This is a genomic window from Pseudomonas sp. MF6394 (assembly GCF_002018845.1).
GTDB lineage: Bacteria > Pseudomonadota > Gammaproteobacteria > Pseudomonadales > Pseudomonadaceae > Aquipseudomonas > Aquipseudomonas lactis.
The window spans coordinates 255,730-276,565 of the sequence record NZ_MVOJ01000004.1 but is presented as its reverse complement, the minus strand read 5'-3'; the positions used below and the strand labels follow the sequence as shown (position 1 = coordinate 276,565).

The following is a 20,836-nucleotide window of genomic DNA, read 5'->3' as shown; positions in this document are numbered from 1 at the left end:
CATCGCCTACTACAACCAAGACCGCATAAGCCTCAGACTGAATGGCTTGAGTCCAGTACAATTTCGGACCCAGGCACTAAATCAATAGCGTCCCCTGTCCAACTTTCGGGGGGCAGTTCAACGGCGGGTCACTTTTGGAAGGACCCAAAAGTAACCAAAAGGTCCTCGCCCCACCACTCGGCACCTCGCTTAGGCTCGGTGTGCCCGCAATCCGCCAGTGATTTGGGGGGCCGCCGCCACGCGCCATCCATGGCGCGGGGCGGCTAAACCGGCATCCCTGCCGGTTTACCCCCCAAATCCCTGTCGAATTCCGGCCAGCGTGGTTTAACGGGGCGCTTGAGATCAAAAGCAGATCAAGATCAAGATCAAGATCAAGAGCGACTCGCTTCGCATCGTGGTTACTGTTGGCTGCTACAGCCCCCACATTTGACTGAGGTGCCTGCTTTATTTGAGGCCCAGCCGCTTAGCCATGCGCCCCAGGTTGGCGCGGTCCAGGCCCAGTTCGCGGGCGGCGCTGGCCCAGTTGTGCTGGTGGCGTTCCAGGCAGGCGCTGATGAGTTGGCGCTGGTAATGCTCGGTGGCCTGGCGCAGGTCGCCGCTGACCACCGGGAGGGCTTGGGTCGGTGCTTGTTCGGCCACCGCCGTACTCACGTCGGGCAAGTCCAGGTCCAGGGCGCTCAGGCTGAGAATCTTTGGGCGCTCGCGGCAGTTGCCCAGGGCTTTCAACGCGCTGCGCCCGATCAAGTGCTCCAGCTCGCGCACATTGCCGGGCCAGTTGTAGGCCAGCAGCGCCGCCTGGGCATCGCCGGTCAGGCGCAGGCTGCCCAGGCCCATGCGCGAACGGTTCTGTTCAAGGAAGAAGCCCGCCAACAGCAGCACATCCCGCCCGCGCTCGCGCAGCGCCGGCACTTGCAGCGGGTAGACGCTCAAACGGTGGTAGAAGTCGGCGCGGTAGCGGCCATTGCGCACCTCTTCGGCGAGGTCGCGGTTGGTGGCGGCAATCAGGCGCACGTCCACCTGGTGTTCCTTGTCCGAGCCCAGTCGCTGCAACTGGCCGCTTTGCAGCACGCGCAGCAACTTGGCCTGCACGGTCAACGACAACTCCCCCACTTCATCCAGGAACAAGGTGCCGCCATTGGCCAGTTCGAACTTGCCTCGGCGCTCGTTCAGCGCGCCGGTAAAGGCGCCGCGCACATGCCCGAACAGTTCGCTTTCGACCAAGGTTTCGGGCAGGGCGGCGCAGTTGAGGCTGATCAGCGGTTTGTCGGCGCGCGCAGAGGCGGCGTGGATCGCCTGGGCCACCAACTCCTTGCCGACCCCGGTTTCGCCGGTAATCAGCACGGTCAGGTCGCTGCCGCCGACCAGCTTGATTTCCTCCACCAGGCGCTTGTGCGCTTTGCTCTGGCCGATCATTTCCTTGTGCTGCTGGCCGCTGGCCTGGCGATAGATCTCGGCGCGCTGGTGCTCGTCTTCGGCCCGCAGCGCCAGGCGCTCGATGCGTTCAGCCACGTTGACGGTGGCCGCGGCAAGGCTGGCGAAGGCTTGCAGGGCGTCCAGCTCGACCCGTTCAAACCGCTCGGTATCGAGGGCGTCCAGGGTCAGCAGGCCCCAGGGCTGGTCGTCGATAAACAGCGGGCAGCCCATGCAGTCGTGCACTTCCAAGTGGCCGTGCAAGCCGGCGACCAGGCCGTCATAAGGGTCGGGCAATTCGCTGTCACTGTCGAAGCGGGTAGGGCCGGGGCTGCTCAGCAGGATCTCGAAGCGCGGATGTTCGCTGACCTTGAAGCGTCGGCCCAAGGTATCGGCGCTCAAGCCGTCCACGGCCAACGGCACCAACCACTCGCCATCCAGGCGTAACAACGCGGCGGCGTCGCAGGGCAGCAGGGCGCGCATGGCTTGCAGCAGGCGTCGGTAGCGCTCGCCTTCGGGCAAGTCCCGGGACAGGTCAGCGACCAACGGCAGCAAGGTGGTGAGTAGGGGTTGTGCAGTCATAATGACTCCTTGTAGTCCTTATGACTATAAAGTGTAGGAGGTCATACTGACTACATAATATTTAACTTGTTGAAAATAAAGGATTTATAAGTTGGCATGATTACTGACTGCTTTAAGGCAATCAGTAAGAAGACCTAGGAGTCTCCCATGCTTAGTGCCCAAGACCGTGCAATCATCAAATCTACCGTGCCCCTGCTGGAAAGCGGCGGCGAAGCGCTGATCACCCATTTTTATCGCATGATGCTGTCCGAGTACCCCGAGGTGCGCCCGCTGTTCAACCAGGCCCACCAGGCCAGCGGTGACCAGCCTCGCGCCCTGGCCAATGGCGTGCTGATGTACGCGCGGCATATCGACCAGTTGGACCAACTGGGCGACCTGGTGGCCAAGATCATCAACAAGCACGTGGCCTTGCAGATTCTGCCGGAGCATTACCCCATCGTTGGGGCGTGCCTGCTGCGGGCTATTTCTGAAGTGCTGGGCAGCGAGATTGCCACCCCCGAAGTCATGAGTGCCTGGGGCGCGGCCTACGGCCAGTTGGCAGACATTCTGATCGGCGCGGAAGCGGCCATCTACGACGAAAAAGCCCAGGCGCCCGGCGGCTGGCGGGGTGCGCGGGCGTTCCTGTTGGTCAAGCGCGTGGAGGAGAGCGACGAGATCATCTCCTTCTACTTCGCCCCGGTAGACAACGGCCCGATCCTTGCGGCCGCGCCCGGCCAGTACATCGGCCTGAAACTGGTGCTTGATGGCGAAGAAGTGCGTCGCAACTATTCCCTGTCGGCCCTCACCGACACTGGCCTGTACCGCATCAGCGTCAAGCGCGAAGCGGGTGGGCGGGTCTCCAATTACCTGCATGACCAGATGCATGTCGGCGCGACCATTGACCTGTTCCCGCCATCGGGCGAGTTCACCCTGGCCGCCAGTGATAAACCGCTGGTGCTGATCAGCGGTGGGGTAGGGATTACGCCCACATTGCCGATGCTCGAAGCCGCCCTGGCAACCGAGCGCCCGGTGCACTTCATCCATTGCGCCCGTAACGGCGGGGTGCATGCGTTCCGTGACTGGGTGGACGCCCTGGCGGCCCAGCATCCGCAGCTCAAGCGTTTCTACTGCTACGCCGAGGATGACGGCATCAGCCCGGCGGCAGACAAGGTCGGCATGCTCAACCAGGAGCAACTGGCAGCCTGGTTGCCCGAGCAGCGCGACATTGATGCTTATTTCCTGGGACCCAAGGGCTTCATGGCGGCGATCAAGCGCCATCTCAAGGCGCTGGGTGTGCCGCAGGAGCAGGCGCGCTATGAGTTCTTTGGTCCGGCGGCGGCGCTGGAATAATCCCCCCTAGCAACAACACTGTCCAAAATGTGGGAGCGGGCTTGCTCGCGAAAGCGGTGTGTCAGTCACTACATGTGTCTCTGATGCTCCGCCTTCGCGAGCAAGCCCGCTCCCACATTTGGCCCTCTATTGCTCACGATTAATCCGCCGTTAACCCCTCTCTGTTTTAACCACTGCCTGTGTGTAAACTTGTTGCCATCAGGCACAACCATAATCAGAGAAAGGGAAAGACGGGGATGATTGACGACATGCGTTTAGGCAGGGAGCGGCGCTTTCTGGTGTTGCTGGGCATCATCTGCCTGGCGCTGATTGGCGGGGCGTTGTACATGCAAGTGGTGCTGGGCGAAGCACCGTGCCCGCTGTGCATTCTGCAACGCTACGCCTTGCTGCTGATTGCGCTCTTCGCGTTCATTGGCGCCGCTATGCGTACCAAGGGCGCGCTGACGTTCTTCGAAGGGTTGGTGGTGCTCAGCGCCTTGGGTGGCGTGGCTGCGGCCGGCCATCATGTGTACACCCAGTTCTTCCCTCAGGTCAGCTGCGGCATCGATGTGTTGCAGCCGATCGTCGATGACCTGCCCCTGGCCAAAGTGTTTCCCCTGGGCTTCCAGGTCGACGGCTTCTGCAGCACCCCCTACCCGCCGGTCCTCGGCCTGTCCCTGGCCCAATGGGCGCTGGTGGCATTCGTGCTGACGGCGATCCTGGTGCCCCTGTGCATCTATCGCAACCGTCACCCCAAAGCCTGAGTCACTGCGGTTGCCAAACGCTCCGTTCCTTCTGAATGAAGGCCGGAGCGTTTTTGTTTGTAGGGATTTGTGAAAGCACCGTGACGAGGGGCAACGGAAGGTGCGCGCAGCGTGCGACATGTTGTCACACGGACGCTGTCGCAGGACGTTTCTGACCCGCCAAATCGGCCCTTAAATTTGCACCCGGCGCACAAATTGTGCTGTCAGTTCGTGGTTCGTGCGGTGGCCCGATTTGTGTGCGGCCCCAACCCCTGCAGCCTCTATGAATGCCTTGTTTTATGGGGACTTGGACGGCATCCGCATGCCCTTACAAGCCGTAAGGGAAGTGGCACTGTGCCCAATAACACGGCAATTTTTGTGGTTTTTGTTGAGAATCGAACACGATAAGATCGCGAATCTTTGCAACTTTGGTGAAGGATTGTTGCTGGAATCGATAAAAATTATTTCTTTATAAGACATGGTTTATACATCGCTAGCTAACTACAATCGCCCGCACTGAATGTCCGGTGCTGTTCAATATTTGAGCATTGGAGCGGTCGAGGAGCAGATGGAAGGCTCAATGCGACCCCAGGTTCCGGCAGCCTTTCAACTATCCGCACCAAATGGAATTGGTCTGTAACAAGGCCTTTAGCCACGAAATCGAATAAGAACTCACTGCAGGTCCGTGAAACGTACAGTCATGACGTGTCGGGCAGGCTCTTATTCAATCGAAAAGAAATGCCAACCCTTGGCAGGGTGAAGTGTTGGCGATCAAAACCCAACTGCATTGCGCAAGCTGCTTTAGAGGTCGTGAGATGAGTAAAAACAGGTACCCCCGATTACTAGGCTTTTTGCCGCTGCTTGGCATGATGTTAATGCTGGGAGGCTGCAAGTGGACCTTGCTCGACCCAAAAGGACAGGTCGGTCTGGATGAACGAAACCTGATCATCACCGCTACCCTGCTGATGCTGCTGGTTGTGGTGCCTGTGATCGTGATGACCTTCGCCTTCGCCTGGAAATACCGCGCGTCCAACACCAGCGCTACCTACGCGCCGAAGTGGTCGCACTCCACCAAGATCGAGATCGCGGTGTGGCTGGTTCCGATCCTCATCATCATCGCCCTGGGTTACATCACCTATAAGTCGACCCACGCGCTGGACCCGTACCGTCCGCTGGAATCCGACGTCAAGCCTGTGAACATCCAAGTGGTCGCGCTGGATTGGAAGTGGCTGTTCATCTACCCGGACCTGGGTATCGCCACTGTCAACGAGATCCGCTTCCCGGAGCACACCCCGCTTAACTTCCGGATCACCTCCGACGCCGTGATGAACTCGTTCTTCATCCCTGCACTGGGCGGCCAGATCTACGCGATGGCAGGCATGCAGACCCGCCTGCACCTGATCGCCAACCAGAAAGCTGAAATGGAAGGCATCTCCGCCAACTACAGCGGCGCTGGCTTCACCGGCATGAAATTCAAAGCGATCTCGACAAGCCAGGAAGATTTCGACGCCTGGGTAGCTGCAGTCAAGGCCGCACCTAAACAGCTTGATCAAGCTGAATACGACGCTCTGACCAAACCGAGCCAGAACAACCCTGTCGCCTTGTACTCCGCGTATGAGCCGGACCTGTTTCAGAAAATCGTCGACAAGTACGAAGGTATGAAGCCAGGCAAGCCGGTCAAGCACGAGAAGAAAGAAGTGGCCGTGGTTGAAGGTTCTGATACGGGCGCGCATTCAACTGCTGGGGCAGAGGAGTAAACGATGTTTGGTAAATTAAGTTGGGACGCGGTCCCATTCCACGAGCCGATCGTAATGGTGACTATCGCCATGATCGCGCTGGGTGGTTTGGCGCTGGTTGCGGGTATCACCTATTTCAAGAAGTGGTCCTACCTGTGGACCGAGTGGTTGACCTCGGTCGACCACAAGAAAATCGGCGTCATGTACGTCATCGTTGCCATGGTCATGCTGCTGCGTGGTTTTGCCGACGCCATCATGATGCGTACTCAGTTGGCCATGGCCACCGAGGGTTCGCCTGGCTACCTGCCACCTGAACACTATGACCAGATCTTCACCGCCCACGGTGTGATCATGATCATCTTCATGGCGATGCCTTTCTTCACCGGCTTGATGAACCTTGCCTTGCCGCTGCAGATCGGTGCGCGTGACGTTGCCTACCCGTTCCTGAACTCCCTGAGCTTCTGGCTGCTGGTATCCGGCGTGGTGCTGATCAACGTTTCCCTGGGCGTCGGCGAATTCGCCAAGACCGGTTGGGTTGCGTATCCGCCATTGTCGGGGCTGCAGTACAGTCCGGGCGTGGGTGTGGACTACTACATCTGGGCGCTACAGTTATCAGGGCTCGGGACGACATTGACGGGGGTCAACTTCCTGGCCACCGTCCTGAAAATGCGCGCCCCTGGCATGAAACTGATGGACATGCCGATCTTCACCTGGACCTGCACCTGGGCAAACGTGCTGATCGTGGCTTCGTTCCCGATCCTGGCCGCTACCATGGCGCTGCTGTCGCTTGACCGTTACCTGGATTTCCACATTTTCACCAATGAACTTGGTGGCAATCCAATGATGTACGTGAACCTGTTCTGGGCATGGGGTCACCCTGAGGTGTACATCCTGATCCTGCCAGCGTTCGGTATCTTCTCCGAAGTGATCTCGACCTTTACCGGCAAGCGCCTGTTCGGTCACCACTCGATGGTCTACGCATCGGGCGCGATCTCCGTACTGGGCTTCATGGTGTGGCTGCACCACTTCTTCACCATGGGTTCGGGGGCCAGCGTCAACGCCTTCTTCGGCCTGGCGACGATGCTGATTTCCATCCCGACGGGGGTGAAGCTATTCAACTGGCTGTTCACCATCTACCACGGTCGTCTGCGCACGACCAGCCAGGTCCTGTGGACCCTGGGCTTCATGGTGACCTTCGCCATCGGCGGCATGACCGGCGTACTGCTGGCCATCCCAGGTGCTGACTTCGTGCTGCACAACAGCCTGTTCGTGATCGCCCACTTCCACAACGTGATCATCGGTGGTGCGGTATTCGGCTACATCGCTGGTTTCAGCTTCTACTTCCCGAAAGCGTTCGGCTTCAAGCTGCACGAAGGCTGGGGCAAAGCTGCATTCTGGTTCTGGATCTCTGGCTTCTTCGTCGCGTTCATGCCGCTCTATGCACTGGGCTTCATGGGCATGACCCGTCGTCTGAACGCCACTACCAACCCTGAGTGGGTACCGTACCTGTACGTTGCCATGTTCGGTGCGGTGATGATCGCTGTGGGTATCGCCTGCCAGCTGATCCAGCTGTACGTCAGCGTGCGTGATCGCAAGCAGAACATGTGCGAATCCGGCGACCCATGGAACGGCCACACCCTGGAATGGTCGACCTCGTCGCCACCACCGTTCTACAACTTCGCCGTGATCCCTACTGCGAACACCATTGATGCGTTCACCGAAGCCAAGGAAGACGGTACTGCGTACCAGAAGCCCAAGCATTACGAACCGATCCACATGCCAAACAACACCGCCACTGGCGTGGTGATGGGCGCGCTGTTGACCGTGTTCGGTTTCGCGATGATCTGGCACATCTGGTGGCTGGCAATCGCGAGCCTGGTGGGCACTATCGGTTACTTCATCATTCACGCTGCCCGTGATGATCAAGGCTACATGGTGCCGGTCGAAACGATCGAACGCATCGAAGCCGAGCAGCACGCTCGCCTGGTAGCCGAGAAGAAGATCCCGGCCAACCGTGTAGAAACCTCGTTGGAACAGGCTTAAACCATGTCGAACTTAGTGACCAATGCTGGACACGCCCATGTCGATGACCATGGGCACGATGACCACCACCACGACTCGGGGCCGATAACCGTCTACGGTTTCTGGCTCTACCTGATGACCGACTGCATCTTGTTTGCGTCGATCTTCGCGGTGTACGCGGTACTGGTAAACAACGTAGCGGGTGGCCCGTCGGGCCACGACATCTTCGAACTGCCTTACGTGCTCGGCGAAACCGCCTTGCTGTTGTTCAGTTCGATCACCTACGGCTTCGCCATGTTGGCCTTCTACAAGGGCAACAAGAAAGGCGTACTGAGCTGGCTGGGCCTGACCTTCCTGTTCGGCCTGGGCTTCATCGGCATGGAGATCAACGAGTTCCACCTGCTGATCTCCGAAGGCTACGGCCCGCACCGTTCCGGTTTCCTATCGGCGTTCTTCACGCTGGTCGGCACCCACGGTCTGCACGTATCCGCTGGCCTGCTGTGGATGGCGGTGATGATGTATCAGGTCAATAAGCACGGCCTGACCAACACCAACAAGACCCGCCTGAGCTGCCTGAGCCTGTTCTGGCACTTCCTGGACGTGGTCTGGATCTGCGTATTCACCGTCGTTTACTTGATGGGGACTCTGTAATGGCTAATGCACACTCCCATGACAGCCACGATTCGAGCCACGGCAGCGTAAAGTCTTACGCCATCGGCTTCATCCTGTCGGTCATCCTGACTCTGATCCCGTTCGGCCTGGTGATGTACCCAACCTTGCCGAAGTCGATCACCTTGATGATTGTCCTGGCGTTCGCGGTGATTCAGGTGCTGGTTCACCTGGTGTACTTCCTGCACCTGGACCGCTCCAAAGAGCAGCGCGAGAACGTGATCGCGTTTGTGTTCGCAGGCCTGGTGATCGTTCTGCTGGTTGGTCTGTCGCTGTGGATCATGTTCAGCATCCACACCTACATGATGGCGAAGTGAGGTAAGACCCGATGTCGCTTAAGCACTTTATCCAAATCACCAAACCGGGGATCATTTTCGGTAACGTGCTTTCTGTGGCGGGCGGTTTCTTCCTGGCCTCCAAGGGACATGTCGATCTGGCCATCTTCCTGGCGGCAATGATCGGTACGTCCCTGGTGGTTGCTTCCGGTTGCGTATTCAACAACTGCATCGACCGTGACATCGACATCAAGATGGAGCGCACCAAGAATCGCGTGCTGGTCCAGGGCCTTATCTCCCTGAAGCTGGCACTGATCTACGCGACCGTCCTGGGTGTTGCCGGTGTGGCCCTGTTGTACAAGGTGGCCAACCCGTTGGCGGCGCTGTTTGCCGTGATCGGTTTTGTCATCTACGTCGGCCTCTACAGCCTGTACCTCAAGCGCAAGTCGGTTCACGGCACGCTGGTGGGCAGTCTGTCGGGGGCGATGCCGCCGGTGATTGGTTATGTGGCTGTGACCAATAGCTTCGACATGGCCGCGCTGACGCTGCTGGTGATGTTCAGCCTGTGGCAGATGCCGCATTCCTACGCCATTGCGATTTTCCGCTTCAATGACTACCTGGCTGCGTCGATTCCGGTATTGCCGGTCAAGCGTGGCATCCAGGTGGCCAAGAAACACATCCTGCTCTACATCCTGGCCTTCCTCGTGGCGACCTTGATGTTGACCTTCAGTGGCTACGCCGGAATGAGCTACCTCGCTGTTGCCGCCGCCATGGGCATGTACTGGTTGTACATGGCCTGGACCGGCTACAAGGCGGTGGACGACACCGTCTGGGCGCGCAAGCTGTTCGTGTTCTCGATCTTCACCATCACCGCGCTCAGCGTGATGATGTCCCTGGATTTCCAAGTGCCGAAAGAGCTGTTGCTGACCTACGCTCACTGAGTGGTCTTGCAGTAAAAAAGCCCCGCCTTCGAAAGTCGTGCGGGGTTTTTTATTGAGCGCTGCGCCAAACCGGATACGCTGCGTTATCGTTGACGTTTTTCGCGAGCGAGCTCGCTCCTACACCCTAATTCTTCGAATGCAGGAAGCAATGCAATGAGTAAAAAAGCCGTAATGGTCTTCAGTGGCGGGCAGGATTCGACCACCTGCCTGATCCAGGCCCTGCCGCTGTATGACGAAGTGCACTGCATTACCTTTGATTACGGCCAGCGCCATGTGGCAGAAATCGAAGTGGCCCAGAAGTTGGCCAAGCAGTTGGGTGCCACTGTGCACAAAGTGATGGATGTGTCCCTGCTCAATGAGCTGGCGATCAGCAGCCTTACCCGTGACAACATTCCGGTGCCGACCGTGAACAGCTCGGGCGAAAGCCTGCCGAGCACCTTTGTGCCGGGGCGCAACATCCTGTTCCTGACCCTGGCTGCGATCTACGCCTACCAAGTCAAGGCCGAGACCGTCATCACCGGCGTGTGCGAAACCGACTTCTCGGGCTACCCGGATTGCCGGGATGAGTTTGTCAAAGCGCTCAACCAGGCCCTCAAGCTGGGCATGGAATATGACGTGCGCCTGGACACGCCGTTGATGTGGCTGAACAAGGCCGAGACCTGGGCCCTGGCCGATTACCACGGGCAACTGGAGCTGGTGCGCGAGCAAACACTGACTTGCTACAACGGCATCATCGGTACCGGCTGCGGCGAGTGTGATGCGTGCAACCTGCGCGCTCGGGGCTTGAATGACTACCTGCAGAACAAGACACCTGTCATGCAGAGCCTCAAGCACAAGTTGCAACTCAAATAACCCTTGTAGGAGCGAGCTTGCTCGCGAAAAACCTGAGAGCGCCGCGTTCCACCAGATGCGCTGCGTGATCGTTGACGTTCTTCGCGAGCAAGCTCGCTCCTACAGGATTATTGATAGCGTTTGAACAATGAGCGTGCGCCATAGGCGGGCAGGATATTGAAGAACGCAAAGCCGACTTTGATCGCGATCTGCACATAAATCATGCTGAGGATATCGCTGGTCTGCATCGCCCCGTAGAAGGCAATGAAGCAGAACAGGAAGCTGTCGATAATCACCGCGAAGAACGTACTGAGGAATATCCGCAGGTACAGGTACCTGGAGTTGGTCAGCTCCTTGATCTTGCACAGCAGGTAGGAGTTTATGTTCTCCGACACCAGGAACGACACCGAAGAGGCCACCAGCACCGACGACACTTGCAGGATCACGTCGGTATAAGGCCCATCCAGCTTCCAGCCCGGCAGCCCCGGCAGGAACGTGGAGCCATACAGCAGGATGATGATCATCGCGTTGCTGGCAAACGCAAACAGAATGGCCCGCCTGGCCAGGCGCAAACCAAAATTCTCGTTGAGCAAGTCCACGATCAAAAAGGTCAGCGGGTACAGGAACGTGCCCGGCGTGACGATGATGCCCAAGGACTCCAGATAAATCGGCTTGGTCGCGGCAATGCTGGTGAAGATATAGAAGGTGAACAGCAGCAAGTTCAGGATGATGTAGATCATCCAGGAGTTTTCATTGCGGTCGTTTATCTCGTAAGCGGTCAGTGCTCCGCCTTGGGAATAGAACTTCTTGTACAGGTTCTTGATTTCCATCTTGTTGAAGTTGTCCATCATTTCGCTGCTGAGCACTTCACTCAGCTTGATCTTGAGGACCTTGCCCGTGGCGATCACCATGATCACCGCCAGGCGCTTGTCATTTTCAAAACCCAGCAACTTGTATTTGCTGTTTTCAACGGCGCCCTCAGATGGTGTCATTGAAGCGCTCCTCAAGGATGTCGCCGATGACACACAACCGGTCTGAGTTCCCGCAGGGTTCGAGGGTGATGAACAGCTTCTTGGTGGCGCGGTCGTATACCAGCTTTTCTTTATCGTCGCTCGACGAGCCTTTCTGCACGATCAGCAAGTCCCCCGGTTCGTTGAGGCCGGGAATTCCGTGCTCCAGGCGCACGCCGATCAGGTTGCAGGCGCTGCCAAAGTAGTAGGTCAGTGGATGAAGCGTGGCCAGTTCACCGATGCGCTTGCCCAGGTTCTGCATGAGCAGGCTTTCCTTGAGCACAGGCACTGCCGCGGGGTTCTTGTTACCCAGCGGGGAAACGTTGCTCTCGATGACTTCCTTGGCCTCAAAACTGATGGTCTCGATTTCTTCGTAGGACACGCCAAAGAAGTCCGAGATCTTGCGAATCGTCGACTGCTGTACGTTAACGACCTTGCCTTCCAGGATGTTGTAGATAGTCGTCCTAGTCAGGCCGGCGGCACTGCTTAACGAAAGCTGGGTTTCGCCACGACTCTTGATCAAGTACTTGATGTTGCTCTTCAAGTGCTCGGTTTTTTCCCGTCTGTGTATCAAGTGCTCACCACTTCCATTTAGTCATCAGTCCATGCCGGCACAACCCGATGTTGCGGGTTTGGCGGCAGTGAAAGTGTTGCATGCGCCCGCTATAACAATAAAGTACTGAGTGCAGGGATACGCCTTGGTGGTAAATCCGGCAACGGCTTTCTCGTCATACTCTTCTGAACGGCCTGCGCGAATCCCTCGCGCCTCTACAAGGAGTAGTCACCATGGTGCGTGTCAGTCGTCGATCCCTTCTCGCCCTGGGCGCGGCCCTGCCTGTGATGGGGCAGCTCAATTGGGCCGTCGCCAGCCCGGCGCCGACGAAATCTGACAAGGTGCTGCTCAATTACAATGAAAGCCCCTACGGTCCTTCAGACGCGGCTCGCCAGGCGATGCAGCGCGCGATAGCGGCGTCCGGACGTTACCCTTACGGCGATATGTACGCATTGGCCGCGCTGTTCGCCCAACAACAGGGCATAGCCGAAGAAAACGTCGGGGTATTTGCCGGCTCGATGGCCGCCCTGCGTTACGCGGTGCTGGCGTTCACCAGCCAGACCCGCGGCCTGGTGATGGCCACGCCGTCCTACGAAGTACCGCGCCAGGCGGCCGAGTCGATCAAGGCGCCGGTGCAAGAAGTGAGCCTCGACGCCCAGCATGCCCACGATGTGCCTGCCATGCTCGCGGCGGACCCACAGGCCGGCATGCTGTACCTGTGCAACCCCAACAACCCGACCGGTACGCTCACCTCGACCGAGGCCATCCGCCAAGCCCTGGCGCACAAACCCAAGGGCAGCGTGCTGGTAGTGGACGAGGCTTATATCGACTTCTGTGATGCCCCCAGTTGCGTGAGTTGGATCAACGACCACGACGACCTGCTGGTGCTGCGCACGTTCTCCAAGATCTACGGCATGGCCGGTGCGCGCCTGGGCCTGGCGATCGGCCACCCGGCGCTGCTGGAGCGGTTGGCGGTGTTCGGCGGCGACAACGTCCCGGCCGGCGCCAGCTTGCTGGCCGCCCGTGCCAGCCTGGAAGATGCGCAACTGGTGGGCCAACGCAAAGCGCGCAATGCCAGGTTGCGCGATGAGACGATCGCTTGGCTCAAGGGCCGAGGCTTTACCTGCACCGTTTCCCACAGCAATTGCTTCATGATCGACGTGAAGCACCCGGCAGAGCAGGTGATTGAGCAGTTGGCGGCACAGGGTGTGCTGGTTGGGCGGGTGTGGAAGGACTGGCCGCATTGGGTGCGGGTGACGGTGGGCAACCCGCAGGAGATGCAGCGCTTTCGCGAGGCGTTCGCGGCGCAGGTCTAGGCCCAGTGTTTGTCATCCGCTGCCTGGACAGGTAAGCCAGGCATGCTTCATGCTCGACCGGGTCGAATGCTCAAGGAAGATACCCGTGGGACCTAATGGCCAACCCGATAAGAAATCGCCCATGCTGCCCGAGGAGATGCGCCGCTTGCTCGATGCCGAGCTGAGCCGCCGTGGCCTGGGGCACTTTGAGGTCTATCAGTGTGGGCCGCCGATGGACCAAGCGCAGATTGTGTCCAATTACCCTGAGGCCATGGAGCCTTCCGACACGGCCGACGATTTCTACCGGCGTGGCGAGCTGGTTTCATTGACCCGCACCCGGATCAAACCGTTTTTCTGGAGTGATGAACACCTGCTGGCCGTGGCCGATGAGGCGGTGCCGGTGCCGGGCCCCTACAAACCCGTTGGCGAGGGCGCCAGTTTTATCGTGCATGGCAATCGCGGCTTCTATTCGGTGCTCAATCTGTGCAGTTTCGGCGACGACCAGCAATTTCGCGAGACCGTGCTGGCCCATCAAAGTGAACTGCAGATGCTGTTGGTCTCGATGTACGACGAGGCCCTGGAAGATCACGCCGCGCCGGTCGCTCAACAGACGGTGCTGACCCCACGGGAAACCGAAGTATTGTCCTGGGTCAGCCTGGGCAAGACCTACAACGAAGTGGCGCTCCTGACCTCGATGACCTCCCATACGGTCAAGTTTCACATGAAGAATATCTTCGGCAAATTGCAGGTCACCAACGGCAAGTCAGCAATCGGCAAGGCCCTGCAATTGGGCTATATCCGCCACCCGGCCTGAGGTCGCAATCAGCACCTACCTGTCCAAATGGGTAGCTTGTTCGCCGCACAGTGCTGCATTAGGTTGCCCAGCTATGGAGTTTGGCGTCGGACACACCGGCGCCGCCATTGCCAAAGGACATTCGGATGAGCCGCTCTGTAGCTTTGCTCCACACCTGTGCCAGCGTGTTGCGCTGATGGGCACTTTTCACGCCTTGCGCGGCCTTAATGCGCGGTTGCAAGCACTGTTCATGATCACGCTGGTGTTCCGCATGGGCACTCTGGCGTTTCCTTTCTACGCGGCGTACCTGATTCATCAACACGCGATATCGGCGGGCACGGCTGGCCTGTTGGTCGGGGTATATGGCGCGGGCGCCCTGTGTACCGACCTGGTCATCGGCGCTGTGATCAAGCGGTTTTCGGCCAACCGGGTCATCCTCGGTTCGTTGGTGTTCAACGCGGCGTTGCTGCTGGTCATTCCCTCGGTGGAAAACCTGCTCGCGCTGTTCCTGTTGTCGTTTCTCTGGGGCGCTTGTTACGAAGCCTTCACACCGGCCGCGTTCTCCGAGACGGTGGCTCACAGCAACCTTGAGTCACGCAAAGTGGCGTTTTCGTGCAACCGGCTGGCGATCAACATCGGCATGGCCATCGGGCCGTTGCTGGGCAGCTTGATCTTTCTGCGCAATGCCGATGCGGTGTTCTACATCAATGCCGTGTTGTCCTTGCTGGCCTTCGCCGCCTGCCTGCGGTTCGGACGGCCCCGGCCAGCCACCCAAGACGCGCCCGTCGCCGGCAAGGGCGAGGGCTTGCCCGAGGTGGCGGCTCATGAGCGTTCGCGACTGCTGGTGATCCTGTTGGCGGCGCTGCCGGTGCACGTGGCATACGCACTGCCGCCGACTTTTCTGTCGGCGTACATCATCAACTACACCCAATTGCCGGCCTATTACGTGGGCATCATTTTCTTTATCAATGCTTTGCTGGTGATTGTGTTTGAAGTGCCGATCAACCTGCGCATGGCGCACTTGTCGAGCAGCCGCTCGCTGATCATCGGCTTCTTGCTGGCAGGCAGCGGTTTCTTCTTGATGGGCTTTGGTCAGGTCGGCGCGCTGTTGATGCTGGCTACGGTGTTGTGGAGCCTTGGCGAGATGATTGTGTTCCCCGCGATCACCCACTATGTCAGCAGCATTTCCAGCCGCGACAGCGTGGGCCGCAACCTTGGATATTACTCGGCAGGCGTCAACATCGGCGTGATGATCGCGCCCTCGTTGGCGTTCATGTTATTGGCCCGGCCAACCTTGCCATCACCGTGGCTGCTGACAGGCTGCGTGTTGGTGCTGTTCGCAATCGCCGTGGGGATGATGAAAAGCTCGGGGGTGTTGTGGAACAAATCGGCGTAGACGGCAACCGGCGCTGCGCCTTGCACGCGCGCCGGGTTGCGTCAGCTATTTACTGGGCGGCGATGGCGTAGCCGTCAAACGCGCTTTGCTGTTGCAGCGCGGTCACGATGCTCTTGCGCGTGACCGGGTGCTCGGCGCCGCTGTTGTCGATGAAGGTTTCGCTCGCAAGCTCCGCCTCGCTGCCTTCGCCCACAAAGGTGAAGCCCAGGAACTCCAGCGCTTCGCGGGCCACGTTGAGCTTGGAGCGCGGCGTGCGCAGCGGCAGGGTGACGCTGATGCCATCCTTGCTGATCACAAACACTTCGGTGTCTTTCTTGGCGCGTGCAGCCTTGCCCTTGCCGGCGCTCGGGTTGCTGATGGCCTGGTGCGACTGGTTAAGCACCTTGAGGGCCAGGCCGTAGACCAGTTCCTGAAACTCTGGGTCGTCCTTGAAGCTGGACAGGATGCGGCTGATCGAGAACTGGCTGCTCAGGTGTTCCAGCGCGGCGTTGTCTGCGGCTTCGGCGTCTTTCAATTGCTTGAGCTGGCCCATCAGCTCATAGGCTTTGTCATCGTCAAAGGCATCATGGGCCTGGCGGATGGCAACGCGCAGCTCGCGGATCTGGTCGCTTTCCTTGGAGGTGTGAAACGCGTCCAGCACCATCTCGCTGATGATCTTGGCGGCTGGCACATGCTGTGAAAGATTGATGGCGTTTTCGTATTCGGCTTTGGCGTGCAGGGCGACTACGGATTCTTCGGCGGATTTTTCGGTGTAGGAATCAGACATTAAAATTTCACTGCGTAGTATGCGGAGAGACAAAAAAACGTCGGGCATTTTCAGCGGGTGAGGGGATCAGGTCAAGGCAGGCCGCTATTCGTCCAACTGTGTGAGACACGCCTGGAGAATATCCAGGCCTTCCTCCAACACCTCAGGCTCAATGGTCAGCGGGGCCAGCAAGCGTACGATGTGCCGCGACTTGCCGCTGGGCATCAGCAGCAAGCCCGCCTTGCGCGCCAGCTCCAGCAGTTGCGCCAGTTGCTTGGGGGCGGGTGTGCCGTCGGCATGGGCCAGTTCAATGCCCCGCATGGCGCCGACACCGGTAAGGCGGCCCAGGTAGGGCGACAGTTGCTGTGCGCGCCAGGCTTCATAGCGGCCCACAATCGCGGCCTCCTGCGCGACGCCCCACGCGTTCAGATGTTCATCGCTCATCACCTCAAGGGTCGCCAGCGCCGCCGCACAGGCGATGGGATTACCCGAGTACGTACCGCCCAGGCCGCCTTTGGGCAGGTTGTCCATCAGCGCCTTGCGCCCGACCACCGCCCCCAGTGGCATGCCGCCAGCGATGCTTTTGCCGAGCAGCAGCAGGTCCGGCTCGATGCCCAGGCGCGAGAAGGCGAAACGCTGGCCGGTGCGCCCGAAACCCGACTGGATTTCATCAATGATCAGCAGGATGTTGTGCTGGTCGCAGAAGCGCCGCAGAGCCTGTGCGAAATCAGTGTCCAGGGTGAGAAAACCGCCTTCGCCCTGCACCGGCTCGATGATGAAGCAGACCACATCGTTTACGTCGATTTCCACGCTGAACAGACGGTCCATGGCCTTCAGCGCTTCGGCGCAGGTCACACCATTATCGGTGCTGGGGTAGGGCAGGTGATACACAGGGCCGGGCAGTACACCAACCTTCTGCTTGTAGGGCGCGACCTTGCCATTGAGGTTGAGGGTTGCCAGGGTGCGCCCGTGGAAGGCGCCGTCAAAGGCGATCACCGCCGTGCGCCCGGTGGCACCACGGGCGATCTTCAGGGCGTTTTCGGCCGCCTCGGCGCCGCTGTTGGTGAGCATGCCGCTGACCGGGTATTCCACCGGGATAAAAGCGCTGAGACGTTGCATCAGCTCGATGTAGGGCGTATGCGGTGCGGCGTTGAACGCGTAATGAGTAAGCCGGGTGGCTTGCTCGCAAATCGCCGCCACCACGGCCGGGTGGCAATGGCCCAGATTGAGTACACCGATACCGCCGACAAAGTCGATGTAACGCTTGCCCGCCGTGTCCCAGACTTCGGCGTTTTTACCGTGGCTCAGGCTGATGGGATGAACGATGGAAATCGACTGACTGATGGTGGCGTGGCTCATGACGGGAAGACTCTGCGGTGGCGTGCGGGAGCTTATCTAAGCTGCGCGCCGGGCCTTGCCGCAAACGAAATAAAGTTGCCGGGTCATTCCACCTTGGAAGGAGCTGCGGCTATTCCGACACCCCATCCTTGCCCGCCGCCTTGGACCGATACAAGGCTTGATCGGCCCGCGCCATCAGCGCAGCCGGAGATTCCCCCATGCGCCGCTCTACTACGCCCAGGCTCAGGGTAACGTTCAACGCGCCCAAGGGGGTCGCCGTCTTGATTTTATGGCGAATACTTTCGGCCAACTCTTTGGCCGTGTCCAGGCTGCTTTTGGGCAGCACCACCATAAATTCATCGCCGCCCCAGCGCGCCAGCAAGTCGCTTTTACGTACACAGGCTTCCAGCTGTTCCACTACCCGTATCAGGGTCTGGTCGCCGACGCCGTGGCCGTATTGGTCATTGATCGGTTTGAAGTCATCGACATCCATGGCCACCAGTGCCAAGGGTAGGCGGAAGCGCTCGGCACGGTCGCATTCTTCCAGCAGCACTTTTTCCAGGCGGTACCGGTTGGCGATGCGCGTCAGGGCGTCGCGCTCGGCCAAAGAGCGGTTTTCGTCCAGTTGCAATTGCAGTTGCTGGTTGACGCGTGACAACTCAAGGGTGCGCTCCGCGACTAGTGCTTCCAGGGACTGGTTGCGCTTTTGCAGCTGTTCGATAGAGCATTTGCGCGTATGAATATCGCGGTGTGCGCCCACCATGCGCGCCACGGAACCGTCGGGGTTGCGGGCAATGACGTAGCCACGGTCCTCGATCCACAGGTACGTACCGTCTTCTTTGCGACAACGGTATTCGGCCCGGTAATGAGGGGCGCGTTGGCAGATGTAGTCATCGAACCCGGCCATCACGCGGGGGTAATCCTCGGGGTGGATCACGTTCTCCCAGGTGAACACGCTGTTTTCCAGGGAGTGGTGGGAGTAGCCAAGCATTTCGTACCAGCCGGGGTTGCGGTAGACGAAGCCGGTGTTGGCGTTCCAGTCCCAGATGCCATCACTGACCAGTTCCATGATGGCGTGCAACAGGTCGACGTTAAGGTCGGACACCTCATTGCGTAGCGGTTCTTTGCCGGATGTATCGTCCATCTGCGCGCTTCCTGCGGGGGCTGGCGCCCAAGGCCAGTCATGGTTGAAGCCGATACTCCGTGGCTGGCGCTACTGTACATCGGTGCTTGCGCGCTTTGAATAGGGCAGGTGTGCTGCTTATGACGAGTGGCGAAACGCTATTTTTCTGGCGCCATCATCTTTGTCCGAGGCCTTCCATCCGCGTTGTGCTGGTAAATGGCCTGCGGTTGGCCCTGCTCATTGAAAAATACCTGGCCAATGCCTGCCGAGTTCCACAATCGCTCACCCGCTTCGGCGTGCTCGGGAATATAGGGCACCACCTGCATGGTGCGCCGGCGAGTAAACCAGTTGAGCGGCGAACGCGGGGAGTAGAGCCAGCGGTTGAGGCGGTCGAACCATTCCAGCAGGCGCGGCGGGAACTCATTCTTGATGCCGCTGCTGGTGATTTGCCAGATATTGGGGCCGCCGTTGCGGTGGCGGATCAGCACTTGGTAGACAAACGAGTAATGCACGTCACCGGAAAGGATCACGTAGTTACCCGGCGTGCGTGAGTGGCGCAAGATATTCAAAATCACCTGAGCGGCGCCGCGGTGAGCCATCCAGTTTTCGGCGTCCACCAGCAGGGGAAAGCCGCACCAGCTGAAGACCTTTTGCACCGTCTCGATCAGCTTGACGCCAAAGACCGGCGCGGGCGAGACAATGATGGCTGACGGGTGGTCCAGCAGGGCTTGTTGCAGTTCACTCAAGGCTTCCCAGTCCAGCAGGCCAGAGGGTTGCTTGAGGGTGAACTCGCTGCGCCAGCGGCGGGTGCGGGTGTCGAGTACCACCAGTGCCGGGCTGGTGGGCAATACGTAGTGCCACTGCTGGAATTTCAGCAGGGCCTCCAGCAACGCGTCTTGCGCCGCTGTGTCGAGATGATTGCCTTGTGCCTGGCCGGTGAGTGCCTGGGTCTGGCTCAGGAGTTCGCCAAATACCTGGGGCTGGTTGCCCCAGCCTTGGCATAGCAGATAAGCCAGCAAGGCATTGCCGATGATGCGTTTGGAAAAGGGATGGCCGTAGGCGGTTTCTTCCCACTGCGCGCTGAGGTTCCAGTCGTCGGTGATGTCGTGATCGTCAAACATCATCAGCGTCGACAGGTGCGCGAACACCCGCGCCACTCCAGGCAGGCCTTCGCGGAACTGATTGATATGAACCTGTTCGCGGGCGTAGCGTTGCTGCTCTTGCGCGCTCAGCGGCGGCGGTTCTGGCGTGATCAGTGTCCAGGGTGCTGGCGACCAGGCCAGCAGGTACATCGCGATCACTTCGGCAAAGGTCACCAGGTGATTGTCGGCGGTGCTGCTGGTGAAGATCGGCTTCTTCACGCCGCCGAAAAAGCGTTCGCGCAAGGTCTCGTTACTGTCCAGCGCAGGGAGCAGGTCGGCCCGGTGGTAATAGCTGGCGTGATGCCCATAAAGGCTGGCGCTGTCGCTCACCAGCGCGCCCTCCAGGTACTCATCGAACAGGCCCAGGCGCGCAATCAGCCCATGAATGGCGCGCAGCATGGGCCCCGCGACATCGTCGGCGTAGATCTGGTCGCCATTCATCATCAATAAGGCTGGGCGGTCGAGCGGTGTGCGAGCATCCGCCAACAGGCGGTCGACACACAACAAGCCTTCGTCGGCGCGGTGGTGGGGTTTACGGCACGAGCCATGCACCAAGTGGTGGATGCGGCTATGCAGCACGAAGCTGGGCGTAGTGGCGTCGCCATACAGCAAGTGTGGTGCCCATTGTGCAATGCCGAGGCCGTCAATCAACAGGTCGTAACCGATGATTTCATCCTGTGGCAGGGCGTGGCTCAGGGCTATGTCGATCAGGTGGATAAAGGCATGGCGCCCTACGGGCACGACTTGGCAGTGCGTTGCATCGAGTGGGATATCCAGCGCCTCGCCCGAGGGTAATTGCAGCATCAAGGACAGTGGCAGGGCACGACTGCCCACCAACCAGATAACCAGGCGTTGCGGCTCCAGGCGTCTTAGCAAGGGGCCAGTGATCACGGCAGGCAGGATTTCGGGTTGACCCATGAAGAA

General features: G+C 59.3%; 19 protein-coding genes. 12 read left to right on the top strand and 7 right to left on the bottom strand.

The window, feature by feature from the left end:
• Window position 1: 1 nt before the first annotated feature.
• Complete coding sequence (locus MF6394_RS35150) at window positions 2-88, top strand: IS3 family transposase (protein WP_443217241.1); 87 nt, start codon at window positions 2-4, stop codon at window positions 86-88.
• 356 nt (window positions 89-444) lie between these two features.
• Here MF6394_RS35150 and norR read toward each other — a convergent pair whose 3' ends face one another.
• The gene (gene norR / locus MF6394_RS07290; protein ID WP_044268328.1) at window positions 445-1,992 is read right to left on the bottom strand and encodes a nitric oxide reductase transcriptional regulator NorR; all 1,548 of its coding nucleotides are present in this window, start codon (window positions 1,990-1,992) and stop codon (window positions 445-447) included.
• Window positions 1,993-2,139: 147 nt separating this feature from the next.
• Here norR and hmpA point away from each other — a divergent pair, with 147 nt between their 5' ends.
• The 8 genes from hmpA (at window position 2,140) to queC (ending at window position 10,538) form a co-directional block, all read left to right on the top strand.
• The gene (hmpA, locus tag MF6394_RS07285) at window positions 2,140-3,321 is read left to right on the top strand and encodes an NO-inducible flavohemoprotein (RefSeq protein WP_044268327.1); all 1,182 of its coding nucleotides are present in this window, start codon (window positions 2,140-2,142) and stop codon (window positions 3,319-3,321) included.
• A 236-nt stretch (window positions 3,322-3,557) separates the two neighbouring features.
• Window positions 3,558-4,064 (top strand): disulfide bond formation protein B, encoded by a 507-nt coding sequence (locus tag MF6394_RS07280; RefSeq protein ID WP_047711744.1) that lies wholly within the window; start codon window positions 3,558-3,560, stop codon window positions 4,062-4,064.
• Between the two features lie 794 nt (window positions 4,065-4,858).
• Window positions 4,859-5,800, top strand: coding sequence for a ubiquinol oxidase subunit II (gene cyoA / locus MF6394_RS07270; RefSeq protein ID WP_003194054.1), 942 nt, complete (start codon window positions 4,859-4,861; stop codon window positions 5,798-5,800).
• A gap of 3 nt (window positions 5,801-5,803) precedes the next feature.
• On the top strand, window positions 5,804-7,822 hold the full coding sequence (gene cyoB, locus MF6394_RS07265; protein WP_078466398.1) for a cytochrome o ubiquinol oxidase subunit I: 2,019 nt from the start codon (window positions 5,804-5,806) through the stop codon (window positions 7,820-7,822).
• Window positions 7,823-7,825: 3 nt separating this feature from the next.
• Window positions 7,826-8,452, top strand: coding sequence for a cytochrome o ubiquinol oxidase subunit III (locus tag MF6394_RS07260; protein ID WP_003194052.1), 627 nt, complete (start codon window positions 7,826-7,828; stop codon window positions 8,450-8,452).
• Window positions 8,452-8,787, top strand: a complete 336-nt coding sequence (gene cyoD / locus MF6394_RS07255; protein ID WP_003194051.1) for a cytochrome o ubiquinol oxidase subunit IV — start codon at window positions 8,452-8,454, stop codon at window positions 8,785-8,787. Before MF6394_RS07260 ends, cyoD begins: the two co-directional genes overlap by 1 nt.
• 11 nt (window positions 8,788-8,798) lie before the next feature.
• A complete protein-coding gene (cyoE, locus tag MF6394_RS07250) occupies window positions 8,799-9,686 on the top strand; it encodes a heme o synthase (RefSeq protein WP_003194050.1) in 888 nt (295 codons plus the stop codon).
• Between the two features lie 153 nt (window positions 9,687-9,839).
• The gene (gene queC / locus MF6394_RS07245) at window positions 9,840-10,538 is read left to right on the top strand and encodes a 7-cyano-7-deazaguanine synthase QueC (RefSeq protein ID WP_044268318.1); all 699 of its coding nucleotides are present in this window, start codon (window positions 9,840-9,842) and stop codon (window positions 10,536-10,538) included.
• A gap of 107 nt (window positions 10,539-10,645) precedes the next feature.
• Here queC and MF6394_RS07240 read toward each other — a convergent pair whose 3' ends face one another.
• Both MF6394_RS07240 and MF6394_RS07235 read right to left on the bottom strand, forming a co-directional pair.
• Window positions 10,646-11,509: a queuosine precursor transporter gene (locus tag MF6394_RS07240; protein WP_044268316.1), complete on the bottom strand. Its 864-nt coding sequence runs from the start codon at window positions 11,507-11,509 to the stop codon at window positions 10,646-10,648.
• The gene (locus MF6394_RS07235) at window positions 11,496-12,101 is read right to left on the bottom strand and encodes a helix-turn-helix transcriptional regulator (protein ID WP_078466397.1); all 606 of its coding nucleotides are present in this window, start codon (window positions 12,099-12,101) and stop codon (window positions 11,496-11,498) included. Before MF6394_RS07235 ends, MF6394_RS07240 begins: the two co-directional genes overlap by 14 nt.
• A gap of 212 nt (window positions 12,102-12,313) precedes the next feature.
• Between MF6394_RS07235 and ptaA the strand changes: the two genes are divergently transcribed.
• The 3 genes from ptaA to MF6394_RS07220 all read left to right on the top strand — a co-directional run bounded on the left by ptaA (window position 12,314) and on the right by MF6394_RS07220 (window position 15,564).
• On the top strand, window positions 12,314-13,396 hold the full coding sequence (gene ptaA, locus MF6394_RS07230; protein ID WP_078466396.1) for a pyoverdine biosynthesis transaminase PtaA: 1,083 nt from the start codon (window positions 12,314-12,316) through the stop codon (window positions 13,394-13,396).
• Window positions 13,397-13,481: 85 nt separating this feature from the next.
• Window positions 13,482-14,189, top strand: coding sequence for a helix-turn-helix transcriptional regulator (locus tag MF6394_RS07225; RefSeq protein WP_032895366.1), 708 nt, complete (start codon window positions 13,482-13,484; stop codon window positions 14,187-14,189).
• A 73-nt stretch (window positions 14,190-14,262) separates the two neighbouring features.
• Window positions 14,263-15,564: an MFS transporter gene (locus tag MF6394_RS07220; RefSeq protein WP_238348838.1), complete on the top strand. Its 1,302-nt coding sequence runs from the start codon at window positions 14,263-14,265 to the stop codon at window positions 15,562-15,564.
• Between the two features lie 49 nt (window positions 15,565-15,613).
• Here the strand turns inward: MF6394_RS07220 and MF6394_RS07215 are convergent, their stop codons facing one another.
• The 4 genes from MF6394_RS07215 to MF6394_RS07200 all read right to left on the bottom strand — a co-directional run bounded on the left by MF6394_RS07215 (window position 15,614) and on the right by MF6394_RS07200 (window position 20,830).
• Window positions 15,614-16,330 (bottom strand): hypothetical protein, encoded by a 717-nt coding sequence (locus MF6394_RS07215; RefSeq protein WP_078466395.1) that lies wholly within the window; start codon window positions 16,328-16,330, stop codon window positions 15,614-15,616.
• 84 nt (window positions 16,331-16,414) lie between these two features.
• On the bottom strand, window positions 16,415-17,668 hold the full coding sequence (locus MF6394_RS07210) for a 2-aminoadipate transaminase (protein ID WP_078466394.1): 1,254 nt from the start codon (window positions 17,666-17,668) through the stop codon (window positions 16,415-16,417).
• A 109-nt stretch (window positions 17,669-17,777) separates the two neighbouring features.
• The gene (locus tag MF6394_RS07205) at window positions 17,778-18,791 is read right to left on the bottom strand and encodes a sensor domain-containing diguanylate cyclase (RefSeq protein WP_047711740.1); all 1,014 of its coding nucleotides are present in this window, start codon (window positions 18,789-18,791) and stop codon (window positions 17,778-17,780) included.
• Window positions 18,792-18,928: 137 nt separating this feature from the next.
• On the bottom strand, window positions 18,929-20,830 hold the full coding sequence (locus MF6394_RS07200; RefSeq protein WP_078466393.1) for an alkaline phosphatase D family protein: 1,902 nt from the start codon (window positions 20,828-20,830) through the stop codon (window positions 18,929-18,931).
• Window positions 20,831-20,836 lie beyond the last annotated feature (6 nt).

What these genes read in the sequence shown, in the direction of transcription:
- norR (WP_044268328.1), bottom strand. Translation starts at nt 1,992, where the DNA reads ATGACTGCACAACCCCTACTCACCACCTTGCTGCCGTTGGTCGCTGAC.
- hmpA (WP_044268327.1), top strand. Translation starts at nt 2,140, where the DNA reads ATGCTTAGTGCCCAAGACCGTGCAATCATCAAATCTACCGTGCCCCTG.
- MF6394_RS07280 (WP_047711744.1), top strand. Translation starts at nt 3,558, where the DNA reads ATGATTGACGACATGCGTTTAGGCAGGGAGCGGCGCTTTCTGGTGTTG.
- cyoA (WP_003194054.1), top strand. Translation starts at nt 4,859, where the DNA reads ATGAGTAAAAACAGGTACCCCCGATTACTAGGCTTTTTGCCGCTGCTT.
- cyoB (WP_078466398.1), top strand. Translation starts at nt 5,804, where the DNA reads ATGTTTGGTAAATTAAGTTGGGACGCGGTCCCATTCCACGAGCCGATC.
- MF6394_RS07260 (WP_003194052.1), top strand. Translation starts at nt 7,826, where the DNA reads ATGTCGAACTTAGTGACCAATGCTGGACACGCCCATGTCGATGACCAT.
- cyoD (WP_003194051.1), top strand. Translation starts at nt 8,452, where the DNA reads ATGGCTAATGCACACTCCCATGACAGCCACGATTCGAGCCACGGCAGC.
- cyoE (WP_003194050.1), top strand. Translation starts at nt 8,799, where the DNA reads ATGTCGCTTAAGCACTTTATCCAAATCACCAAACCGGGGATCATTTTC.
- queC (WP_044268318.1), top strand. Translation starts at nt 9,840, where the DNA reads ATGAGTAAAAAAGCCGTAATGGTCTTCAGTGGCGGGCAGGATTCGACC.
- MF6394_RS07240 (WP_044268316.1), bottom strand. Translation starts at nt 11,509, where the DNA reads ATGACACCATCTGAGGGCGCCGTTGAAAACAGCAAATACAAGTTGCTG.
- ptaA (WP_078466396.1), top strand. Translation starts at nt 12,314, where the DNA reads ATGGTGCGTGTCAGTCGTCGATCCCTTCTCGCCCTGGGCGCGGCCCTG.
- MF6394_RS07220 (WP_238348838.1), top strand. Translation starts at nt 14,263, where the DNA reads ATGGAGTTTGGCGTCGGACACACCGGCGCCGCCATTGCCAAAGGACAT.
- MF6394_RS07215 (WP_078466395.1), bottom strand. Translation starts at nt 16,330, where the DNA reads ATGTCTGATTCCTACACCGAAAAATCCGCCGAAGAATCCGTAGTCGCC.
- MF6394_RS07210 (WP_078466394.1), bottom strand. Translation starts at nt 17,668, where the DNA reads ATGAGCCACGCCACCATCAGTCAGTCGATTTCCATCGTTCATCCCATC.
- MF6394_RS07205 (WP_047711740.1), bottom strand. Translation starts at nt 18,791, where the DNA reads ATGGACGATACATCCGGCAAAGAACCGCTACGCAATGAGGTGTCCGAC.
- MF6394_RS07200 (WP_078466393.1), bottom strand. Translation starts at nt 20,830, where the DNA reads ATGGGTCAACCCGAAATCCTGCCTGCCGTGATCACTGGCCCCTTGCTA.